The 18865-nt window shown below is 72.2% G+C and carries 17 protein-coding genes and 1 pseudogene; 9 read left to right on the top strand and 9 right to left on the bottom strand.

The features are described from left to right. Window positions 1-476: 476 nt before the first annotated feature. A pseudogene (locus AOM46_RS27560) lies at window positions 477-1235 on the top strand (glycosyl hydrolase family 5); the annotation flags it as partial. Between the two features lie 111 nt (window positions 1236-1346). Continuing rightward, window positions 1347-2021: a GNAT family N-acetyltransferase gene (locus AOM46_RS27555; protein ID WP_062216368.1), complete on the top strand. Its 675-nt coding sequence runs from the start codon at window positions 1347-1349 to the stop codon at window positions 2019-2021. On the opposite strand, the gene AOM46_RS27550 is transcribed toward AOM46_RS27555, so the two are convergent. The 5 genes from AOM46_RS27550 to AOM46_RS27530 all read right to left on the bottom strand — a co-directional run bounded on the left by AOM46_RS27550 (window position 2007) and on the right by AOM46_RS27530 (window position 6741). Continuing rightward, window positions 2007-2225, bottom strand: coding sequence for a DUF6011 domain-containing protein (locus tag AOM46_RS27550; protein WP_062216367.1), 219 nt, complete (start codon window positions 2223-2225; stop codon window positions 2007-2009). The two genes, AOM46_RS27555 and AOM46_RS27550, sit on opposite strands and share 15 nt — an antisense overlap. Before the next feature lie 35 nt (window positions 2226-2260). Next, window positions 2261-3859 carry an alkaline phosphatase gene (locus AOM46_RS27545; protein WP_078857242.1) on the bottom strand — a complete coding sequence of 533 codons (1599 nt, stop codon included), beginning with the start codon at window positions 3857-3859 and terminating at the stop codon, window positions 2261-2263. A 133-nt stretch (window positions 3860-3992) separates the two neighbouring features. Beyond that, window positions 3993-4832 (bottom strand): putative RNA methyltransferase, encoded by an 840-nt coding sequence (locus AOM46_RS27540; RefSeq protein ID WP_062216365.1) that lies wholly within the window; start codon window positions 4830-4832, stop codon window positions 3993-3995. A 43-nt stretch (window positions 4833-4875) separates the two neighbouring features. Next, window positions 4876-6291: a hypothetical protein gene (locus tag AOM46_RS27535; RefSeq protein WP_158920713.1), complete on the bottom strand. Its 1416-nt coding sequence runs from the start codon at window positions 6289-6291 to the stop codon at window positions 4876-4878. A 60-nt stretch (window positions 6292-6351) separates the two neighbouring features. Next, on the bottom strand, window positions 6352-6741 hold the full coding sequence (locus tag AOM46_RS27530; protein ID WP_062216363.1) for a VOC family protein: 390 nt from the start codon (window positions 6739-6741) through the stop codon (window positions 6352-6354). Between the two features lie 116 nt (window positions 6742-6857). On the opposite strand from AOM46_RS27530, the gene AOM46_RS27525 reads away from it, so the two are divergent. Next, window positions 6858-7427 carry a CGNR zinc finger domain-containing protein gene (locus AOM46_RS27525; protein WP_062216362.1) on the top strand — a complete coding sequence of 190 codons (570 nt, stop codon included), beginning with the start codon at window positions 6858-6860 and terminating at the stop codon, window positions 7425-7427. Between the two features lie 5 nt (window positions 7428-7432). Here the strand turns inward: AOM46_RS27525 and AOM46_RS27520 are convergent, their stop codons facing one another. Continuing rightward, window positions 7433-8692, bottom strand: a complete 1260-nt coding sequence (locus tag AOM46_RS27520) for an LCP family protein (protein WP_107080200.1) — start codon at window positions 8690-8692, stop codon at window positions 7433-7435. Window positions 8693-8820: 128 nt separating this feature from the next. On the opposite strand from AOM46_RS27520, the gene AOM46_RS27515 reads away from it, so the two are divergent. Beyond that, window positions 8821-9426 carry an acyl-CoA thioesterase gene (locus tag AOM46_RS27515; protein WP_062216357.1) on the top strand — a complete coding sequence of 202 codons (606 nt, stop codon included), beginning with the start codon at window positions 8821-8823 and terminating at the stop codon, window positions 9424-9426. A 19-nt stretch (window positions 9427-9445) separates the two neighbouring features. Here the strand turns inward: AOM46_RS27515 and AOM46_RS27510 are convergent, their stop codons facing one another. Further along, window positions 9446-10351, bottom strand: a complete 906-nt coding sequence (locus tag AOM46_RS27510; protein WP_062216356.1) for a DNA-3-methyladenine glycosylase — start codon at window positions 10349-10351, stop codon at window positions 9446-9448. 58 nt (window positions 10352-10409) lie between these two features. After that, the gene (locus AOM46_RS27505; RefSeq protein ID WP_062216737.1) at window positions 10410-11648 is read right to left on the bottom strand and encodes a peptidoglycan recognition protein; all 1239 of its coding nucleotides are present in this window, start codon (window positions 11646-11648) and stop codon (window positions 10410-10412) included. A gap of 129 nt (window positions 11649-11777) precedes the next feature. Here AOM46_RS27505 and AOM46_RS27500 point away from each other — a divergent pair, with 129 nt between their 5' ends. The 4 genes from AOM46_RS27500 (at window position 11778) to AOM46_RS27485 (ending at window position 16596) form a co-directional block, all read left to right on the top strand. Further along, on the top strand, window positions 11778-12530 hold the full coding sequence (locus AOM46_RS27500) for a TIGR03089 family protein (protein ID WP_062216355.1): 753 nt from the start codon (window positions 11778-11780) through the stop codon (window positions 12528-12530). 39 nt (window positions 12531-12569) lie between these two features. After that, on the top strand, window positions 12570-12890 hold the full coding sequence (locus AOM46_RS27495) for a hypothetical protein (protein ID WP_062216354.1): 321 nt from the start codon (window positions 12570-12572) through the stop codon (window positions 12888-12890). A 167-nt stretch (window positions 12891-13057) separates the two neighbouring features. Then, window positions 13058-14812 (top strand): LCP family protein, encoded by a 1755-nt coding sequence (locus AOM46_RS27490; protein WP_062216353.1) that lies wholly within the window; start codon window positions 13058-13060, stop codon window positions 14810-14812. Window positions 14813-14874: 62 nt separating this feature from the next. Continuing rightward, on the top strand, window positions 14875-16596 hold the full coding sequence (locus AOM46_RS27485) for an LCP family protein (protein ID WP_078857240.1): 1722 nt from the start codon (window positions 14875-14877) through the stop codon (window positions 16594-16596). A gap of 35 nt (window positions 16597-16631) precedes the next feature. Here the strand turns inward: AOM46_RS27485 and AOM46_RS27480 are convergent, their stop codons facing one another. Next, window positions 16632-17651 carry a glycosyltransferase family 2 protein gene (locus tag AOM46_RS27480; RefSeq protein WP_062216352.1) on the bottom strand — a complete coding sequence of 340 codons (1020 nt, stop codon included), beginning with the start codon at window positions 17649-17651 and terminating at the stop codon, window positions 16632-16634. A 111-nt stretch (window positions 17652-17762) separates the two neighbouring features. Between AOM46_RS27480 and AOM46_RS27475 the strand changes: the two genes are divergently transcribed. After that, entirely contained in the window at window positions 17763-18851 is a 1089-nt protein-coding gene (locus AOM46_RS27475) for an LCP family protein (protein ID WP_062216351.1), read from the top strand. Window positions 18852-18865 lie beyond the last annotated feature (14 nt).

Below are 18865 nucleotides of genomic sequence, written 5' to 3'. Positions count from 1 at the left end.
ATAGCGCCGGTCCCGTCTTCGTTCTCCTCCCCGCAGGAGTGGGGTATCCCGCAGGCGCGAGTCCCGCCTCGGAGGTATGGATCCCTCTTCCGTTGGCGGTGCGGGCAGGCGGGGGCCTGACGGAAGAACCCGCCGGGTGGTGGGTGCCACGTGGCGCCCGCGCGCCTACGCCCGGCGCCCGTCCGCCTGCGGCGTGGGCCGTCCCGGGCCCAACCGGGCAACTCGCCGGGCTGCGGTCGCAGCCGCAGGCGCGGTGCGGCCCCCGCGCGCAAAGCCGGCGTGCCGCGCGCCGTCGCCGCACCCCGCGCGGAGCGCGGCCGCGCTCCCCCCGCATGGGCCAGCCGGGGCGCCGGCCTTGTTCGACAGTATTCGACGCGACCTCTTGCCAGTGGAAGAAGATGCGCATAGTGTCCGCCGGGCATATTTGGGAGCGCTCCCATGGACAAACCCCCCACGTTTCCCCACGGAGGAGCACCATGGCATCTCGAAAGCGCCTGCTCGCGACCGCGATTCCCGCCGCCATCGGCATGGCTGCGGCGATGCTGACCCTGTCGCCCGGTACCGCGCAGGCGGACGAGCTGATCTGTGACCAGTACGGCACCACCGTCATCCAGGGGCGCTATATCGCGCAGAACAACCGTTGGGGCACCAACGAGCAGCAGTGCATCAACGTCACCGACAGCGGGTTCCAGCTGGTCCAGGCGGACGGCAGCGTGCCGACCAACGGGGCGCCCAAGTCGTACCCGTCCGTCTTCGACGGCTGCCACTACGGCACCTGTGCGCCCGGCACCCGGTTGCCGTTGCGGGTGGGTGAGATCAACAGCGCGCCCAGCAGCGTCTCCTACACCTATGTGGACAACGCGTCCTACAACGCCTCCTACGACATCTGGCTGGACCCGGAGCCGCAGACCACCGGGGTGAGCGAGACCGAGATCATGATCTGGCTCAACCGCGTGGGACCGATCCAGCCCATCGGCAGCCAGACCGGGACCGCGCAGGTGGCCGGTCAGCAGTGGGAGGTCTGGACGGGGCACAACGGCGGCAACGACGTGATCTCGTTTGTCGCCCCGTCGGCGCTGAACAGCCTCCAGTTCGACGTGCTGGACTTCGTCGACGTGACGGTCGCCCATGGGCTGGCCGATCCGTCCTGGTACATCACCAGCGTCCAGGCCGGTTTCGAGCCGTGGGAGAACGGCGCCGGGCTGGCGTTGAACTCCTTCTCGTCCTCGTTCAACTGAGCGGACGCCGACGCCGAGGCCGACGCTGACGCTGACGCCGAGGCCCCGGCCGCCCGCACCGGTGGAAATGCCGGTGCGGGCGGTCCTTCGCCCCGCACAGAATGGGGCATGTTGCTGGATCACTGGCCCCTGGCGGGCCTACGACTGCGTACTCCCAGGTTGGAGCTGCGGCTGCCGGACCCGGAGGAGTTGGCCGGGTTGGCCGAGCTGGCGGCGGACGGTGTGCACGATCCGTCCGTGATGCCGTTCAACGTGCCGTGGACGGACACCCCCGTGGCGGAGCAGCCGCGGTCCGTCATCCAGTACAACTGGTCGCGGTGGGCCGCCTTCTCCCCGGAGAGCTGGGAGTTGGGGTTCTCGGTCTTCGAGGACGGCCGGCAGGTGGGGCAACAGGCGTTGGGGGGCGAGCGGTTCCCGGTGTTGCGGCAGGCGAGCAGCGGCTCCTGGCTGGGCCTGGCGCACCAGGGGCGCGGGCTCGGCACCGAGATGCGGGCGGCCGTGCTGGAGTTGGCCTTTGTCGGCCTGAACGCCAGCGAAGCGGTCACCAGCGCCATGGAGGACAACGTCGCCTCGTTGGCCGTCTCCGCCAAGCTCGGCTACGAGGAGGACGGGATCGCGCGTCTGGTGGTGCGTGGCGGGCCGGTGACGCAACGCCGGTTGCGGCTGTCCAGGGAGCGGTGGGCGGCGCATCGCCGCGTCCCCGTGGAGATCGTCGGGCTGGCACCCTGTCTGCCGCTCTTCGGCCTCGCGCCGGCGGACGGCGCCGGCTCAGAGGCCGGGTAGCGGGTCCTGGTCCACGGGCCGTTCCGGGGGCGGTGGCGCGGTGCGCAGCGCCAGCTTGGCGCGGCATTCGGGCCCGAGGCCCCAGGTCCTGGCCTCCCGGTCGCGCAGTGGCCGTCCGCAGAGGCGGCAGTGCACCGGCGGCCGGCGCCGCTCCTCCGGGTCGGGGAGCAGCGCCGGCTGGTCGTCCTCGGTGTTCGGTGCCACCGTTCAGGTGTACCACCACCGGGGCCGGGCGCCGGTCACTGGCCGACGCGCCCCGGGCTCAGCGTCTTGCTGAACAGCACGCCGCCGCCGACCTCGCGCAGTCGCACGGTCAGTTCGCCGCCGTCGCCGTCGATGGCGACCTCGCCGAAGAACTGGTAGCCCTCGGCGGGGGAGACGTTGGCCGTCTCGGGGGCCTTGACGAAGACGCGGTCGGGGCCGAACGTGCCGTCCAGCGCGTTGGCCGGGAAGGAACCGGCGTTCAGGGGGCCGGTGACGAACTCCCAGAACGGCGCGAAGTCGCCGAAGGCGGCCAGTTCGGGGCGGTAGTGCTGGGCCGAGGTGTAGTGCACGTCGGCGGTCAGCCAGACGGTGCCGGTGATCCGCTGCCGTTTCACGAAGCGCAGCAGCTCGGCGATCTGCAGTTCGCGGCCGAGCGGGGCGCCCGGGTCGCCGTTGGCGATGGCCTCGAAGTCGGTGTCGCCGTCCGGGACCACGAGTCCGATGGGCATGTCGGCGGCTATCACCTTCCAGACGGCACGGGACCTGGCCAACTCCCGTTTGAGCCAGGTGAGCTGTTCGCGCCCCAGGATGCCCTGGACGTTCTCCGGCTGCCGGTTCGGCGAGTTGGCGTCGCGGTGGGTGCGCATGTCGAGGACGAAGACGTCCAGCAGCGGCCCGTGGTGGACCACCCGGTGCACCCGCTGTTCGCGCTCGCCGGGGCGCAGGGTGCCGATGGGGAAGTACTCGCCGAACGCCCGGCGGGCGCGGGCGGCGAGCCGGTCGACGGACTTCTCGGTGTAGCGGTCGTCCGCCAGCAGCTCGCCCGGGTACCAGTTGTTGGTGACCTCGTGGTCGTCCCACTGGACGATCGACGGTACCTGGGCGTTGAACCGGCGAAGGTTCTCGTCCTGGAGGTTGTAGCGGAAGTTGCCCCGGTACTCGGCCAGGGTCTCGGCGACCTTGGCCTTCTCCGGGGTGGTGATATTGCGCCAGGTCCGGCCGTCGGGCAGGGCGACCCGCGCGGTGAGCGGTCCGTCGGCGTAGACGGTGTCGCCGCTGAAGAGGAAGAAGTCCGGGTCGAGCGCGCGCATCTCGGCGAAGGCGAGGTAGCCGCCGATGTCCGGGTTGATGCCCCAGCCCTGGCCGGCCAGATCGCCGGACCAGACGAAACGGACCCCGTCCCGGCGTCGTTCCGACGCGGTGCGGAAGGTGCCGCTGACCGGGCGGCCGGTGCGGCGGTGGTCGTCCGGGTCGGCGAGCAGCACCCGGTAGTGGATCTGCTGGCCGGATTCGAGGCCGCGCAGCCGGGTGGTGCCGGTGAAGTCGGTGTCGGGGCCGATCAGCGGCCCGGCGAAGCGGCGCGGGTCGCGGAAGGACTCGGTGGCCGAGGTCTCGACGATCATGCGGGCCGGTCGGTCGGAGCGGACCCAGACCAGCCCGGACGAGGTGCCCACGTCGCCCACCTGGACTCCCCAGTTCGCGGCCGGCCGGCCGCCGAGCGCCTGGGCGGGGGCCGCGCCGAACAGCGTCGCCCCCGTCGGCAGCGCCAGCGCCGCCGACGCGGTGGCCGCGCCGCGCAGCAGGGCGCGTCGGCCCATCGCTACACCGTTGTCCCTGTCGCCTGCTCGCGTCATCCTCGGGCACCTCCCATGGCCGGAAATCGACTCGACGGGCGGCAGTATCGTTCGCGGGCCTGGCGGTGCGGACGCCGTGTGTCCCAACTCTGGTTGAACAGTTGGTCGCCGCGACGGCGGCGCCAGGGCCCGTTCAGCGCGGGCGGTGCACGGAGAGCTGGAAGGAGGCGGTGACGGTCCCGGCGGCCGGGGGAGCCGTCGTGGTGTGGTGCGCGTTGGGGCCCATGGCCACCAGGGCGGACGCCTCTTCCGTCGTGAGCCGCAGGGGGAACTCCAGGGATGCGACGTGCCGTTGCTCGAAGTGCTCCGCCAGGGTGCGGCGGAGCCGTTCGTCCTTGTCCTGGTCGATGGACAACAGGCCCTGTGCCGCGCGGAGTTCGGCCAGGTGGCGGGGCCCGGGTGTGACCACCAGCAGGGCGCCGCCCGGGGCGAGGACCCGCCGGAACTCGGGGCCGTTGCGCGGCGCGAACACATTGAGCAGCAGATCGACCGCGCCGTCGCGCACCGGCAGCCCGCGCCAGATGTCGCCGGTCGCCGCGCCCATCCTGGGGTGCGCCCTGGCGGCCCGGCGCAGCGCGTGCTTGGAGAGGTCGAGGGTGATCCCGAGCGCGTCGGGCAGCGCGTCGAGCGACCGCGCGAGATGGTGGCCGGTGCCACCGCCCGCGTCCAGCAACGTGGCCCCGGGCGGGGCGAGTTCGCCGGCCAGCCGGGCCAGCGCCGAGGACAGCGGCGCGTAGTGGCCGGCCTCCAGGAAGGCGGCGCGGGCGGCCACCATCGGCGCGCTGTCCGCGTTGGCGCCGGGCGCGGCGCCGGTGGTGAGGCTGAGATAGCCCTGCCGGGCCACGTCGAAGCTGTGCCCCGAGGGACAGCACACCGAGCGTTCGCCCGGCGCCAACGCCGCCTGGCAGAGCGGGCAGCGCAGCACCCCCAGCAGCCGCGCCAGCCGGGCGCCCCGCCCCTCCGTGCCCTCCATACGGGCGGATGCTACCCGAGGGGTCCGACAGCGCCTCCCGTCACTACGCCATCGACGCCAGGGCACGCTCCAGGATCGACATCAGCTCGTCCTCCGACATCGGTTCGCTCACACCGCCGACATCGACGTAACCCGTGATGCCGATGCCGACGAACGTGCCGTCGAGCAGATAGCCGGCGTCCAGTTCGGCGGGACCCTCGGTGGGCGCCGCGTACTGCGCGTAGCCGGAGACACCGGCCGGCACCTCGTAGAGCGGTCCGGCGGCCCAGTCGGTCTTCGAGCCGTAAGCGAGTTCCAACACCGTGGTCCTGAGGGCCAGGGTCAGTGCCTCGTGGGGCGTGCTCGGGGAGGCGTGCTCGGGGTTCTCCGGCTCCACCACCACCTGGACCCGCAGGGAGTACCGCTCGCGCTGGCCGGAGCCATAGGTGTAGTCACACCTCGGCATGTCGCCATTGGCGGCGGTGCTGTCCCGCCGCATGCCCAGCTCGGCGGCGAGTGAGTCGAGACCCGCGCAACGCTCCGCGACGCCGCCCTCCGTAGGGAGCGTCGGCTCGCCCACGTCCGACAGCGCGGGGTGGGTCTCCAGGCTCGCCGGAACGATCCCCGGCTCGTTGGCCGTCTCGTCCCCGCCCAGCGCCTTCGCGATGCCGACGACCTCCGCCTTCGCCACCTCGACCGGCAGCGCGAGCTCCAGCTCGACGTGGTCGAACACCGAGCCCTCGACGTTGATGGTGAACGTGTCGTCGCCCGATCGGAAGGCCGCCGCCGCCGAGTTGCGCAGGCTCATGGTGGTGACGGCGAGGAAGCCGTCCTCACCGAGTGGGAAGTCGTGCAGGGCGCCGACGGTCGTCCAGTCGTCGGAGTACGTCTCCCAGAAGTTCCGAATGCCGTCATGGAACTCGTCGTAGGCCGCCGGCGCCTCCGCGCCGCGCGTCAACGAGACGGTGGAGGTCAGATCGTTGCTGCCGTTCTCGATCGCCGAGGTGCCGGGGGTGCGGAACTCGCAGCTGACGCCGCGGCCCTCGGCCGAGCTGCTGGAGAGGAAATAGCCGCGGGTGGCCATCACCTCGCCGATCGCCGCGCAGCTCGCCTCCGCGCCCTGCTCGTAGGCGAACGCCCCGGCGTCGGGGAAGTGGCCCTCCCCGGTGAACTCCGCGTCCAGCTCCGGGTCGGCCGTGAGACCGCCCCCGCCGCTCGCGTCGTCCCCGCCGCCGAGGAGCAGGAACCCGCCCACGCCGGCCACGAGCACCGCCAGCCCGATCCCGATGGCCAGCGGCGTTCTGGAGCGCGGCTCGGCCGGCGGCAGTAAGCCCCCGGCGGGCGCCGGCCCCCCGGGCGGTGGCCCGTACGGCTGCCCATACGGCGGAGGGTACGGCTGCTGGTAGGGCTGTTGCACAGGCGGGTACGGCTGCGGGGGCGGGTACTGCGGACCCGACCCGGAATATGGGTTCTCGGACATGCCCGGACGCTAGGCAGCCCTTGTTTCACCCAACTTTCCCCGCCGCCCGGCCCGGTGGGCTCACGGCCGCCTGGGCTCGTCGACCGCGCAGAGGCAGAACGGATGCCCCGCCGGATCGGCGTAGACGCGCCAGTCGCGGGTTCCGTGGTCGCTCTCCAGCAGTGTGGCGCCCAGCTCCAGCGCCCGCCGCTCGGCCGCGTCCCACTCGGCCCTGGGCACATCGAGGTCGAGATGGAACTGCTGGGGGTGCTCGGTGCCCGGCCAACTCGGCGGCTGGTAGCCCTCGGAGCGCTGGAAGGCCAGCACATGGCTGCCGGCGCCGACGATCTCGACCCAGTCGCCCGCGCCGTCGTCGTCCAACTCCCCGCCCAGCAGGGTGGCGTAGAACGCGGCCAACTCCCTGGGCTCGGGACAGTCCAGCACGGTGGTTGCCAACTTGGCGATGGCCATGGGGCCCACTCTCCTTCGACCTGAACACGAACACGCGCGTTGCCGCGTTACCGGAAAACGTGCTTATCCGGTAACGCGTGACTACATCATGCCCGGCATCCGGTAACGTCGCAACCATGGCGGAGCGACCGATCCCCGAGGGCATGGCGTTGATCGTGCGGCTGGTCAACACCCTGGACGTGGAACGGGATCGGGACACGCTGGCCACCGAGGAGGGGCTTGCCGCGTTCGAGAGCGAGTTCGAGGGCGGTCCGGCGCTGGGCCCCGGCGAGCTGCCCGGGCTGCGTCGGCTGCGCGAGGCGCTGCGCGCCGCCGCACTGGTGCACCATGTCGAATCGGCCCCGCCGCCCGCCGAGTTGACCGCGCTGTTCGCGGCCGCGCCGCTGGTCGCCCGGGTCGACGAACGGGGCACGGCGACGCTGGTGCCCGCGCCCGGGCTCGCGGGGCTGGCCGAGTTCACCGCCCGGATCGCGGCCGTCGTGGCGGTCGCCGAGGCCACGGGGGAGTGGCGGCGGCTCAAGGCATGCGAGGCGAGCGACTGCCTCTGGGCCTACTACGACCACAGCCCGGCCGGGCGCCGCCGCTGGTGCTCGATGCGCTCCTGCGGCTCACGCGCCAAGATGCGCGCCTACCGCGCGAAACAGCGCGCGGGCGCGTCCGAGGACGCGCCCGCGCGGAAGAAGTGAGGACGTCACTCCACGCCGACGGTGACCTTCTCGTCGTTGCGCAGCTGCTCCATCAGCAGCTCCGTCTGCTCCATGTCCCAGAGCACCGCCGAGCCCTTGTCCGTCGCGAAGCCCGGGTCGGAGACCGGGATGTTCATCCGGTGGGCACCGCGCATCGCCCAGAACATGGACCGCAGGTCCCACAGGCTCATGTCCTCGTCCACGATCAGCGCGTCCAGGACGGCGCCCATCGTCGGATAGAGCTTGAAGGGGTTGACCAGGGTGGACGGCGAGGCCGCCTGGTCGGCCAGGGTGCCGAGGAACTCCTGCTGGTTCCTGGTGCGGCCCAGATCGCCCTCGGCCTCCTGGTAGCGCTGCCGGTTGAAGGCCAGCGACTCGGCGCCGTTCAGCCGGTGACAGCCCTCCTCGAAGTCCGCGCCCGAGTTCTCGTCCTGGACCGGCTCGTCGAAACACATCTCGACGCCGCCCAGCGCGTCCACCACGTTGGCGAAACCGCCGAAGCCGATCTCCACATAGTGGTCGATCCGGATGTCCAGGTTGTACTCGATGGTCCTGGCCAGCAGCCAGGGGCCCTCGATGGCGAAGGCCGCGTTCAGCTTCTGCTGCTGCTCCGGGATGCGGTTGCCCGACTCGGAGCCGGTGAACTCGGGGATGGTCACCCAGGAGTCCCGCGGCAGGCTGACCATGGTGTTCCCGTTGGAGCCCACGTGCAGGATCATGATCGTGTCGGTGCGGCTGCCGGAGGCGTTGCCCGTGCTCAGCTCGCGCCGCTGCTCCTCGCTGAGCCCCTCCCTGCTGTCGGAGCCGACGATCAGGTAGTTGGTGCCGTCCCCCTTCTCCGGGCGGTCCTCAAGCGCGGCCAGATCCACCTCGCGCTTGAGCTTGCCGTCCGCCCAGAAGTAGGTGGCCGTCGCCACGATCACCAGCACCAGCAGCAGCGACAGCGCCCCGATGCCTATTCGCTTTCCCCAGCGCGGCCGCGGCTTGGGCTGGCCCTGCGGGGGCGGGTCCGCCGGCCCGGCGGGCGGGGGCGGGCCCTGCCGGCCGGTGCCCCGGTAGACCTGGCCCTCGTTGTAGCCGGAGTCGTAGGGCGCGGGCTGCTGCTGCCCCGCGCCGTAGGCGTCGTGCCCGGGGGAACGCTGCCTGGGCGGTCTCGGTACGTGCGGCATGACCCGGGCGCTCTCCGGGGTCGCGCTGCCGCGCCCCTGGCCGTAACGGCTCCGGTCCTGGTCGTCGTCGGTCCACCCGTCGGGCCAGTCGCTCATAACGTGCCAGTGTGCCGTGGGATGGCCGCCGGGGGAAACGAGGGTCACCAACTGTGGCAGAGCTGATGCAGAAACGACCGGGCAACGCCCCGGGAACGCGGTTCCGATGAGATGTCTACGCTGGTCTTATGACCGATCTGCCCGCTCCCCCATCGACCGACGAACCGACCGACGAACCGACCGAGGGACCCGGCGAGGGACCGACCGCCGTCCCCGGCGGCACCGCCGACCCCGTCGGCAAGCCCACCGCGGCCTCCCGCACCACGCTCTCCAAGATCATGAGCCAGAACGACGTCAACCTGCTGGGCACCGTGCACGGCGGCGTGATCATGAAGCTGGTGGACGACGCGGCCGGCGCGGTCGCCGGGCGCCATTCCGGCGGCCCGGCCGTCACCGCCTCCATGGACGAGATGGTCTTTCTGGAGCCGGTCAAGATCGGCGATCTGGTGCATGTGCACGCCCAGGTCAACTGGACGGGCCGCAGCTCGATGGAGATCGGCGTCAAGGTGCTGGCCGAGCGGTGGAACGAGTCGACGCCGGCGACCCGGGTCGGCACCGCCTATCTCGTCTTCGCCGCCGTCGACGAGAACGGCAAACCGCGCCCCGTGCCGCCGGTGCTGCCGGAGACCGAGCTCGACCTGCGCCGCTACGAGGAGGCCCAGATCCGACGCACCCACCGGCTGGCCAGGCGCCGCGAGATCCTGGAGCTGCGCGCCAGGGGCGGCGGCGCCTGAACCACGCGGGACGCGCCCGTCACAGATGGGCGATGCGCGCGTGCCGCTGCCGGGGCGCCCGACGGGCCGGCGCGACCCCGGTGAGCAGCACATAACGGGCCGCCCGGTGGCGCTGGCCCGGGTAGTCGGCCAGCAGCTCCAACATCCGGGCGTCGTCCGCGTCCCGCTCGCCGGCCAGCGCGTGGCCGATGATCCCCGGCAGATGCAGATCGCCGACCGTGATCGCGTCCGGTGCCCCGTTGCTGCGCTGCAGCGTCTCGGCCGCCGTCCACGGGCCGACGCCCGGCACCGCCTGGAGGCGGGCCAGCGCCCGGGGCAGCTCCATCCCGGCGGCCTCCTCCATCCGCCGCGCCACCCGCAGCACCCGCATGATGGTCGCCGAACGGGAGCCGTCCACATTGGCCCGGTGCCAGTCCCAGGACGGCACGCGGGCCAGCGCGCGCGGCTCGGGCAGCACCCACAGGTCCACCTCCGGGCCCGGCCCGGGGGCCGGCTCGCCGAACCAGCGCAGCAGCCGGCGCCAGGAGCGGTAGGCGTCCTCCGTGGTGACCCGCTGCTCCAGGATGGAGGGGATCAGCGACTCCAACACCAGTCCGCTGCGGATCAGTCGGAGCCCGCCGTGCCGCCGCCTGGACTCGGCGATCAGCCGGTGGCGCGGGGTGAACTCCTCCGGCCGGTCGTCGGCGCCCAGCAGCGCGGGAAGTCGGTCGAGCACCCACTCGGCGCCGGGCCCCCACGCGGTGGCCGCGATCCGCGCGCCGGGCCGCAGCCGCAGCGTCGCCGGGCCGAGCGGGGTGCGGGTGCCCCGCCAGACGGTGCCGTCCGGCTCCTCGCGGAACGCCGGATCGTAGGGGCCGCGCCGCAGCACACGGAGGCTGCGGCGCAGGTCGTAGGGCTCGGGCGGGGTCCACTCACGGTCGGGCATGGCCCCGCAAGGCTAACGGCGCCCCCGGCCGGTGCTGCCGGCCGGGGGCGCCGGACGGTCAACGGCCCTGCAGTCTGGTCGCGGTGGAGCGGACCGTCCCCAGCGCCTTGTACAGCTCCTCGCCAGGGCATTCGGTGGCGAAGCCGTCCCGGTGCCCCGAGATGTTGTTCATCCGCACGGTCGTGCCCTTGGCGTACTTGCCGCCGCCCTGCGAGGTGCGGTTCGCCGAGCCGCCCGCGTTGACGTCGAAGAGGCCCAGCTTCCAGGCGGTCAGCAGCGACAGCGCGTCGGTGATGTCCCGGTTGGGCTTGGTGCCGGTGTAGGTGCCGATCACCGCGACGCCCATGCTGTTGTGGTTGAAGCCCGCCGTGTGCGCACCCTGCACGGGCTCGATCACCCCGCCGGCCCGGCCCTCGTAGATGGTGCCGCAGCGGTCCACGAAGAAGTTGTAGCCGACGTCCCGCCAGCCCTGACTCACCACGTGGTAGCGGTAGATGGCGCGGATCATCGCCGGCGCCTCGGAGCAGCTGTAGTTGTTGGTGTCGGCGGTGTGGTGGACGAAGGCCGTCTTCACGGTGTCGGTGTAGACGAAGCCGCTCTCCCGCAGGCTCTCGTCGGCGCCCCAGCCGGAGCGGATGACGATGCCGGGACGGGGGCCCACATGGTCGCCGGCGGCCGGCACCTCCTGTGGCCGGGGCGCCGGGGCGTCGGCCGCCAGCTCGCCCGGGTTGATCAGCTCAAGGCTGAGCCCGTCGGGCAGGGACTCGGCCGCGGCGTCGGCGGCCGGGGCGACCCGTGCCTCCACCGCGTCCGCCGCGCCGACCCAACGGGGCGCGGTGCCGCCGCGCAGCTCGCGTCCCTCCGCCTTGGCGGAGGCGGGGTCCGGGGCGTGTTCTGGGTGCGCGTCCAGTTCGAGCCAGTCGGACCAGTCACCGGTCCCGCTGTCCCTGATGCGGACCTCGACCTGTCCTTCGATGTGTTCGGTGGGGTCCTCCCAGACGACGCCCAGCAGTGAGAACGGCTCGGTGTCGGTGGGCGGGAGGCCCTGCCCGGCGAGCGAGAGGGTGGGGCCCGACGTGTCGTCGGTGCCCTCCTCGTCGCTGCTGCCGGCGAGCGGGGTGAGCGGGCTGAGGGGAAGGGACTGGGTGGCCGCCGCCATCCGCGGCGCGGCACCCCTCGCACTGTCCACCGCCTGCGCCGCCCCACCCAGGGGCAGGGCCAGCGGGACGAGCAGGGCGGCGGTGCACGAACCGATCAGGGGGAGGGAACGGAGGGAGAGAGTTCGGAATGCACGCATGGTTCTGATGTTGGTCATATGCCACCAAACCTGTCCATTCCTGAGGGTTCGTGACCTGACGTCCCGTGAGAATGCGCCGGCCGCCGGGGTCGCGCGGACGGCCCAGCGTCCCGGCGTAACCTGGCGACGATGAACACCGCCGATCGCACCCCCGCCGACCTGCTGCGTTCCGCGCTCGCCGGAGACGCCAGCCGTCCGCTGATCACCTTCTACGACGACGCCACCGGCGAGCGGGTGGAACTCTCCACGGCCACCCTCGCCAATTGGGTGGCCAAGACCGCCAATCTGCTCCAGGACGAGCTGGCCGCGGCCAGGGGCGAACGGCTCGCCCTGCTGCTGCCCGCCCACTGGCAGACCGCCGTCTGGCTGCTCGCCGCCTCCGCGACCGGGGTGGTCGCGGAGGTGGAGGGGGATCCGGCGGACACCGATCTGGTGGTGGCCGGGCCCGACCGGCTGGAGGCGGCGCTGGCCTGCTCCGGCGAACGCGTCGCGCTGGCCCTGCGCCCGCTGGGCGGCCGGTTCCCCACGACGCCGGACGGATTCCTCGACTACGCGGTGGCGGCGCCAGGACAGGGCGATGTGTTCGCCGCCCTCGACCCGCCGGGCCCCGACGATCTCGCGCTGGTCGTCGAGGGGCGCGAGCTGACAGGCAGCCAACTCCTCGATCTGGCCCGCGCGGACGCCGCCGAACGGGGCCTCGCGCCCGGCTCCCGGATCATGTCCACGCTGGGCTACGACCGGCTGCCCGGGCTGCTGGCCGGCCTCTTCGCGCCGCTGGTCGCCGGCGGCTCGGTGGTGCTGTGCCGCAACGCCGACCGGCTGGACGGCGCGGCGCGGGCCGCACGCCAGGAGAGTGAGCGCGTCACCCACTTCGCCGACTGACGGTGGCCGGCCCCCCGCGGCCCGCGCAGGATCGGCGGTATGAGGGTGCCGCGACAGCCCGCCTACTACCGGCTCACCGAGCCGGCGGACGAGCCCGAGGACCTGGCGGACCGGCCGCCGGTCCGCAGGGGGTGGCCGCGCTGGGTCGCCCTGGTGGTGGCGGCCGCCGTGCTGGTCACCGCCGCGCTGGGCTGGACCACCCGCCGGACCGCCCCACCGCCGCCGCCCCCCACCCCGACCGCCGAGGTCGACGAGGGGCCCCAGGGGGGCGAGGGGCCGGACAGGGGAGCGGTTTCACCCGTCGGGCCGCCCCCTTCCGTCCGCCCGCCGAGTAACGGATCGCGGAACGCAAGACCATGAATGAGTAAAGAGCAACGCGATAAAAGCGAAAAAAGGGGCACCAACCCGGATAATCCGCTCGCCGCTCGCGGGTGGAATAGGTCACCGACCTCGTTCGGCGCGGAACCCTGGGGCTAGTGTGTGCCGTCTGATCCTCTAGGGCAGGCAGACGGAGGGCACACGAACACGTGGACGCGCAGGGACGTGGGGGCGCGGACGGCGTCGATCCCGCTGATCAGTGGGTGTTCAACCCGGACACCGGCAACTACGAACTGCGGCTGACCGGCGGCCAACGCACCAGAGACGCCGGGCAGCCGGGGCGGCCGCGGGCCGCCTCCGAGGGTGGGCCCGCCTCCCGTAACACTCCGCCACGCCAGCGTCGCGCCCCGTCCACCGAGGAGGAGGACACGGCCTCGCCCGCCGCGGGCGACCGTCCGCTGCCCGGGCAACGCGACCGCCGCGCGCAGCGGGGCAGCCGCCGCAGGGGCAAGGAGCCCAAGGGCCGCGCCAAGAAGAAGCGGGGCCGCGGCAAGCGGGTCCTGATGTGGACCGGCGGCACGCTCGCCTTCCTCCTGGTGGTCGGCGCCGCCGGAGCCTGGTGGGTGATCAACCGGCTCAACAACAACATCACCAAGTACGACGTCGGCATCGAGAACGACTTCAGCTCCGACGAGCCGGTGAACCTGCTCTTCATCGGCACCGACACCAGGACGGGCGCCGGCAACGAGTCCTACGGCGGCGACGCCAGCGAGGGCGCCGACACCACCATCCTCATGCACTTCTCCGAGGACCGCAGCCATGCCACCGGGCTCAGCATCCCGCGCGACCTGATCGTCGACATCCCGGAGTGCGAGGTGCGGAACGAGAACGGTGGCACCGACGTCATCCCGCCGTCCGAGAACGTCAGGTTCAACACCAGCATGGGCACCAACGGCCGCGATCCCGGCTGCGTCTGGCGCACGGTCGAGGAGCTGACCGGAGTGTCCATCAACCACTTCATGATGGCCGACTTCAACGCGGTCAAGGACCTCTCCAGCGCGGTCGGCGGCGTGCCGGTCTGCATCAACGAGCCCATCGACGACCCCAAGTCGGGTCTGCGGCTCGACGCCGGCGACCACACCCTGGAGGGTGAGGACGCGCTGGCCTTCGTGCGGACCCGCTACTCCGTCGGCACCGGCAGCGACCTCAGCCGGATCGAGCTGCAGCAGCAGTTCGTGGCGTCCATGGCCCGGCAGATCACCGAGGGCGGGATGCTCACCGACCCCGGCAAGCTGTGGGACCTCGCGGACACGGCCACCAAGTCGCTCTCCGTCGACACCGGGATAGGCAGCATCCAGAAGCTCCGCGATCTGGCCTCGACGCTGGGGCGGGTCCCCATGTCGGATCTGAACTTCGTGACGCTTCCGGTGGTGGACAACCCGGACGAGCCGGAGGACGCCAGGGCGACCGTGGTGCTGGACGAGGCCAGGGCCGCCCCGCTGCTGGAGATGATCAGGCAGGACATCTCGCCGCAGGAACGGGAGCGCGCCGAGGAGGAGGACGAGGGGGCCGACGCCGTCGAGCCGGTGCCGGCCGCGGAGGTCAGGGTCGACGTCTACAACGGCGGCGGGGTGATCGGGGCCGCCCAGGAGACGTTGGACTGGCTGCAGAACGTGCAGGGCGTGCCGCTGTCGACCAACGTCGGCAACGCCCCGTCGCCGCAGGAGACCACGACCCTGGAGTACGGTCCCGACCAGGCGGGCCAGGCCGCCACCCTGGCGGAAATGATGGGCCTGCCGGCCGACGCGCTCCAGGAACAGCCGGCCGAGGCGGGGGACCAGCCGATGGTGCTGATCCTCGGTGACGACTTCAGGGGCGCCGGCCAACCCATCGAGATCACGCCGGAGATGCCGGACGACGTGAACAGCATTACGGCGGACGACGAGACCGTCTGCGCCGCCTGACGGTTCGACACCGCGCGGCGTGGCGCGGGCGTAGCTTACGGAAGACACGAGCGGGGGGCCCCGTGCGGAGGACCGGTATACCCGGTGAGGACGACAAGGGTGCGTCCGGCGCCGGTGACAACGCGTCGGACCTGGGATGGGACGACTCGCTCTACGAGGGACGGCCCGGCGTCCCCGGCCCACGGAAGGCCGAGGACGCCCCCGGGCCCCGGGGCGCGGGGGAGCCGCCCAGGCGCGGCCACCGCGCCGCGCGCCGTAAGCGCAAGCCCATGTGGCGCCGGGTGCTGTTCTGGACGTCCGCCTCGCTCGCCGTGGTGGTGGCGGGCGTGGCGGTGGCCGGCTTCCTCTATATCCGGCACCTCAACGACAACATCACCAAGAAGCCGCGCACCCTGGGCAGCGAGGAGCTGGAGAAGCCCCCGCCCAACGCCGACGGCCAGAGCCCGCTGAACATCCTGCTGCTGGGCTCCGACTCCCGGGAGGGAGAGGAGAACCAACGCCTGGGCGGCGCCCGCGATCTGGCCGGCGGCCCGGTCCGCGCCGATGTGCAGATGCTGCTGCACGCCTCGGCCGACCGCAGCAACATGACGCTGATCAGCATCCCGCGCGACACCCAGGTCGCCATCCCCGAGTGCACCGACCCGGACACCGGCGAGGTCTACTCGGGCTCCGAGTCGGCGTCCATCAACACCGCGCTCAGCAACGGCGGCCCCGGCTGTGTGCTGGCCACCTGGGAGGAGCTGACCGGCCTCTATATCGACCACTTCATGATGGTGGACTTCGAAGGCGTGGTCGAGATGGCGGACGCGGTCGGCGGGGTGCCGGTCTGTGTCGAGGAGAACGTCGCCGACGACAAGTCCGGGCTGCGGCTTGAGGCGGGGGAGAGCGTGCTGGAGGGCGAGGGGGCGCTCCAGTGGCTGCGCACCCGCAAGGCGTTCGGCGACGGCAGCGACATCGGCCGCACCAGGGCGCAGCAGATGTATCTCTCCAACATGGTGGACGAGCTGCAGTCCAGCGCCTCGCTGACCAACACCGGCGAGCTGATGGACCTCGCGGAGGCGGCGACCAGCGCGCTGACCGTGGACCACGAACTGGGCTCCGTGCAGGCCCTCTACGATCTGGGCGAGGATCTGCGCCGGGTGCCCAACGACCGTTTCAACATGGTCACCCTGCCCTGGCTCCCCGACCCCGCCGACCCCGAGGTGACCATCATCCCGGACCCGCAGCGGGCCGAGGAGCTGTTCGCGCTGGTGCGCGGCGACATACCGCTGGACGACCAGGACGCGGTCCCCGCCGAGCCGTCGCCCGAGGAGACGAGCGAGAACCCGGGCGGCGACGCGAACGATCCCGACCCGGTCGAGTCGGTGCGGGTGGCCGTCCGCAACGCGACGGGCTCCGATATGACGGCGCCGGTGAACGGCCGCGCCGGGGTGATCACCGACGAGCTGGTCGGCCTCGGCTACGCCCTCGCCGGCACCGACACCTCGATCACCGAACTCGCCGCGAAGAGCGAGGTGCGCTACGCGGAACCGGAGGACCGGGCGAACGCCGAGGCGCTGGCCGAGGCGCTGGGGATGCCGGCGGACCGGGTGATGGTCTCTCCGAGCGCGACCGATGTCACGCTCGTCATCGGCGAGGACTGGCGGGAGGGCACCACCTTCCCCGAGCCGGTCGAGGAGCCCGAGGAGACCAGGAGCGACGATCCGGCCGTCACCGAGGACGAGATCATCTCCGGATCCGGCGGAGTGGACTGCATGCCGGTGAACCCCCTCTACACCTGGTAGTCGGGGGGGCTCACCCGGATCGGCCCCCGGCCGGGTCAGCGGGATCGTTCGGCCGTCGGGGGCCGGGCCGCGACAACCTTCTTGGCCAGGCTCGGCGGGCTGGTCAGAAAGCCCCAGCCCCACGACATGTGCATGGTGGCCAGCGCCAGCGGGATCCTGATCCGCGCGCCGAGGGGAAGCCCCCGCCCGGCCGGCACCGAGCCCAGCGTGATCGCGGCCAGATAGCCGCCGGGCACCAGCAGCGCCCACGGCGTGATCGTCACGCCCGCCAGCAGCGCGAGGATGATCGCCACCACCGCGGTCGGCGGCGCCAGATAGCGCGGGTTGATCGAGCCGGCGTGGTAGCGCGCAACCACATGCCGCCAACGCCCGTAGTTGCGGTACTGCTTGGCCAGCGCGCGCACCGAGGGCCTGGGCCGGTAGGACACCAGCAGCTCGGGCGAGAACCAGATCAGCCCGCCGCCCTGCCGGATGCGGTAGTTCAGCTCCCAGTCCTGGGCCCGGATGAACTCCACGTTGTAGCCGCCGAGTCGTTCCAGCACCTCGCGGCGGAAGACCCCCAGATAGACCGTCTCCGCCTCGCCGGCCTGACCGCCGGTGTGGAAGGCGGCGTTGCCCACGCCGATCCGCGCGGTCATGGCGGCGGCGACCGCCCGTTCCCAGTTGTTCTCGCCCTCGGCGTGCATGATGCCGCCCACGTTGGCGGCGCCCGTCTCGTCGAGCAGCCGCACGGCGGTGGCGATGTAGTCGGGCGAGAGCATCCCGTGCCCGTCGACCCGCACCACCACGGGGTGCCGGGAGGCGCCGATGGCCGCGTTGAGGCCGGCCGGGGTGCGGCCCGTCGGGTTGGGCACCGTGCGCACCCGGGCGTCCTCGGCCACCAGCTCGGCGGCGATCTCGTCGGTGCGGTCCGTGGAGGGGCCCAGGGCGATCACCACCTCAAGCTCGCCCGGATAGTCCTGTTCGAGGATATGCCGCACGGAGTTCCGTAGATGCCGCTCCTCGTTGAGCACCGGCATGATCACGGACACGGCTGGAGTCGGCTCGCTGGTCACCGGCTCACGTTACCGCGAACGGGGGACACCGGCGCGCGCCGCCTCAAAGCCCAAGATCGTATCTGCGTACTGTTGCCGGGCCGTCTCCGACAGAGCGGGAGTGCCCAGCCCATGCCAGCCAGACGCCGCCGTTGGGGTATCCGCCTCGCCAGCACCCTCTCCGCGCTGGTCCTGACCGCGAGCGGCGTCGGCCACTCCGTGGTCGCCTCGGTCACCGACGGGGTGGGCAGGGTAGACGCCTTCGGCGGACTCCGCGACCGCCCCGACGCCGGCTCGGGGCTCAACATCCTGCTGATCGGCACCGACAGCAGGGACGGACTGAGCGCCGAGGAACGCGCCCGCTACCACGTGGGCGACGCCTCCTGCCACTGCGCCGACGCCATCCTCCTGCTGCACATCTCCCAGGACCGCGAACGGGTCAGCATGGTCAGCCTGCCCCGCGACTCCCTCGCCACCCTGCCCGAACACACCATCCCCGGCACCGGCGAGCGGCACGACACCCACGACGACAAGCTCAACTCGGCCCTCTCGCACGGCGGCCCCCAACTGATGGTCAGCGCCGTCGAGGACCTCACCTCGGTCCGGATCGACCACTATCTGGAGGTGAGCTTCGTCAGCTTCATGCGGGCCGTCGACGAACTCGGCGGCGTCGAGGTCTGCACCACCGAGCCGCTGCGGGACGCCTACGCCGGGCTCGACCTCCCCGCCGGCACCAGCACCCTGGACGGCCCCGGCGCGCTGGCCTATGTCCGCGCCCGACACCTGGACGGCGCCTCCGACTTCGGCCGGATGCAGCGGCAACAGCGTTTCCTCGCCGCCTTCGTGGACCGCGCGGTCAGCGGCGGGGTGCTCCTCAACCCCGGCAAGGTGGCCTCCCTCGCCGGGACCCTGCTGGAGTCGGTCCGCGCCGACGAGGGCTTCGGCTCCGAACAGATCCTCGAACTGGCCGGGCTGATGCGGTACTTCACCACCTCGTCCGCCGAGTTCGCCTCGGTGCCCGTGGCCGACAGGGAACGGGACGTGCCGGGCCTCGGCTCCACCGTGATCTGGGACGAGGACGAGGCGGACCGGCTCTTCGCCGCGCTCCGCGACGACCAACCGCTGCCCAGCCCCAGCCAGGAACAGGCCGAACAGCCACACGCCACCCCGGCGGGCGGCGAGGAACACGGCACCACCACGGCCGACCAGATCGTCTGCTGAACCCGCCCGCCCGA

This window comes from Streptomyces sp. NBRC 109706 (assembly GCF_000974485.1).
Classification (GTDB): Bacteria; Actinomycetota; Actinomycetes; order Streptomycetales; family Streptomycetaceae; genus Streptomyces.
This window is presented reverse-complemented; position numbering and strand designations above follow the sequence as displayed.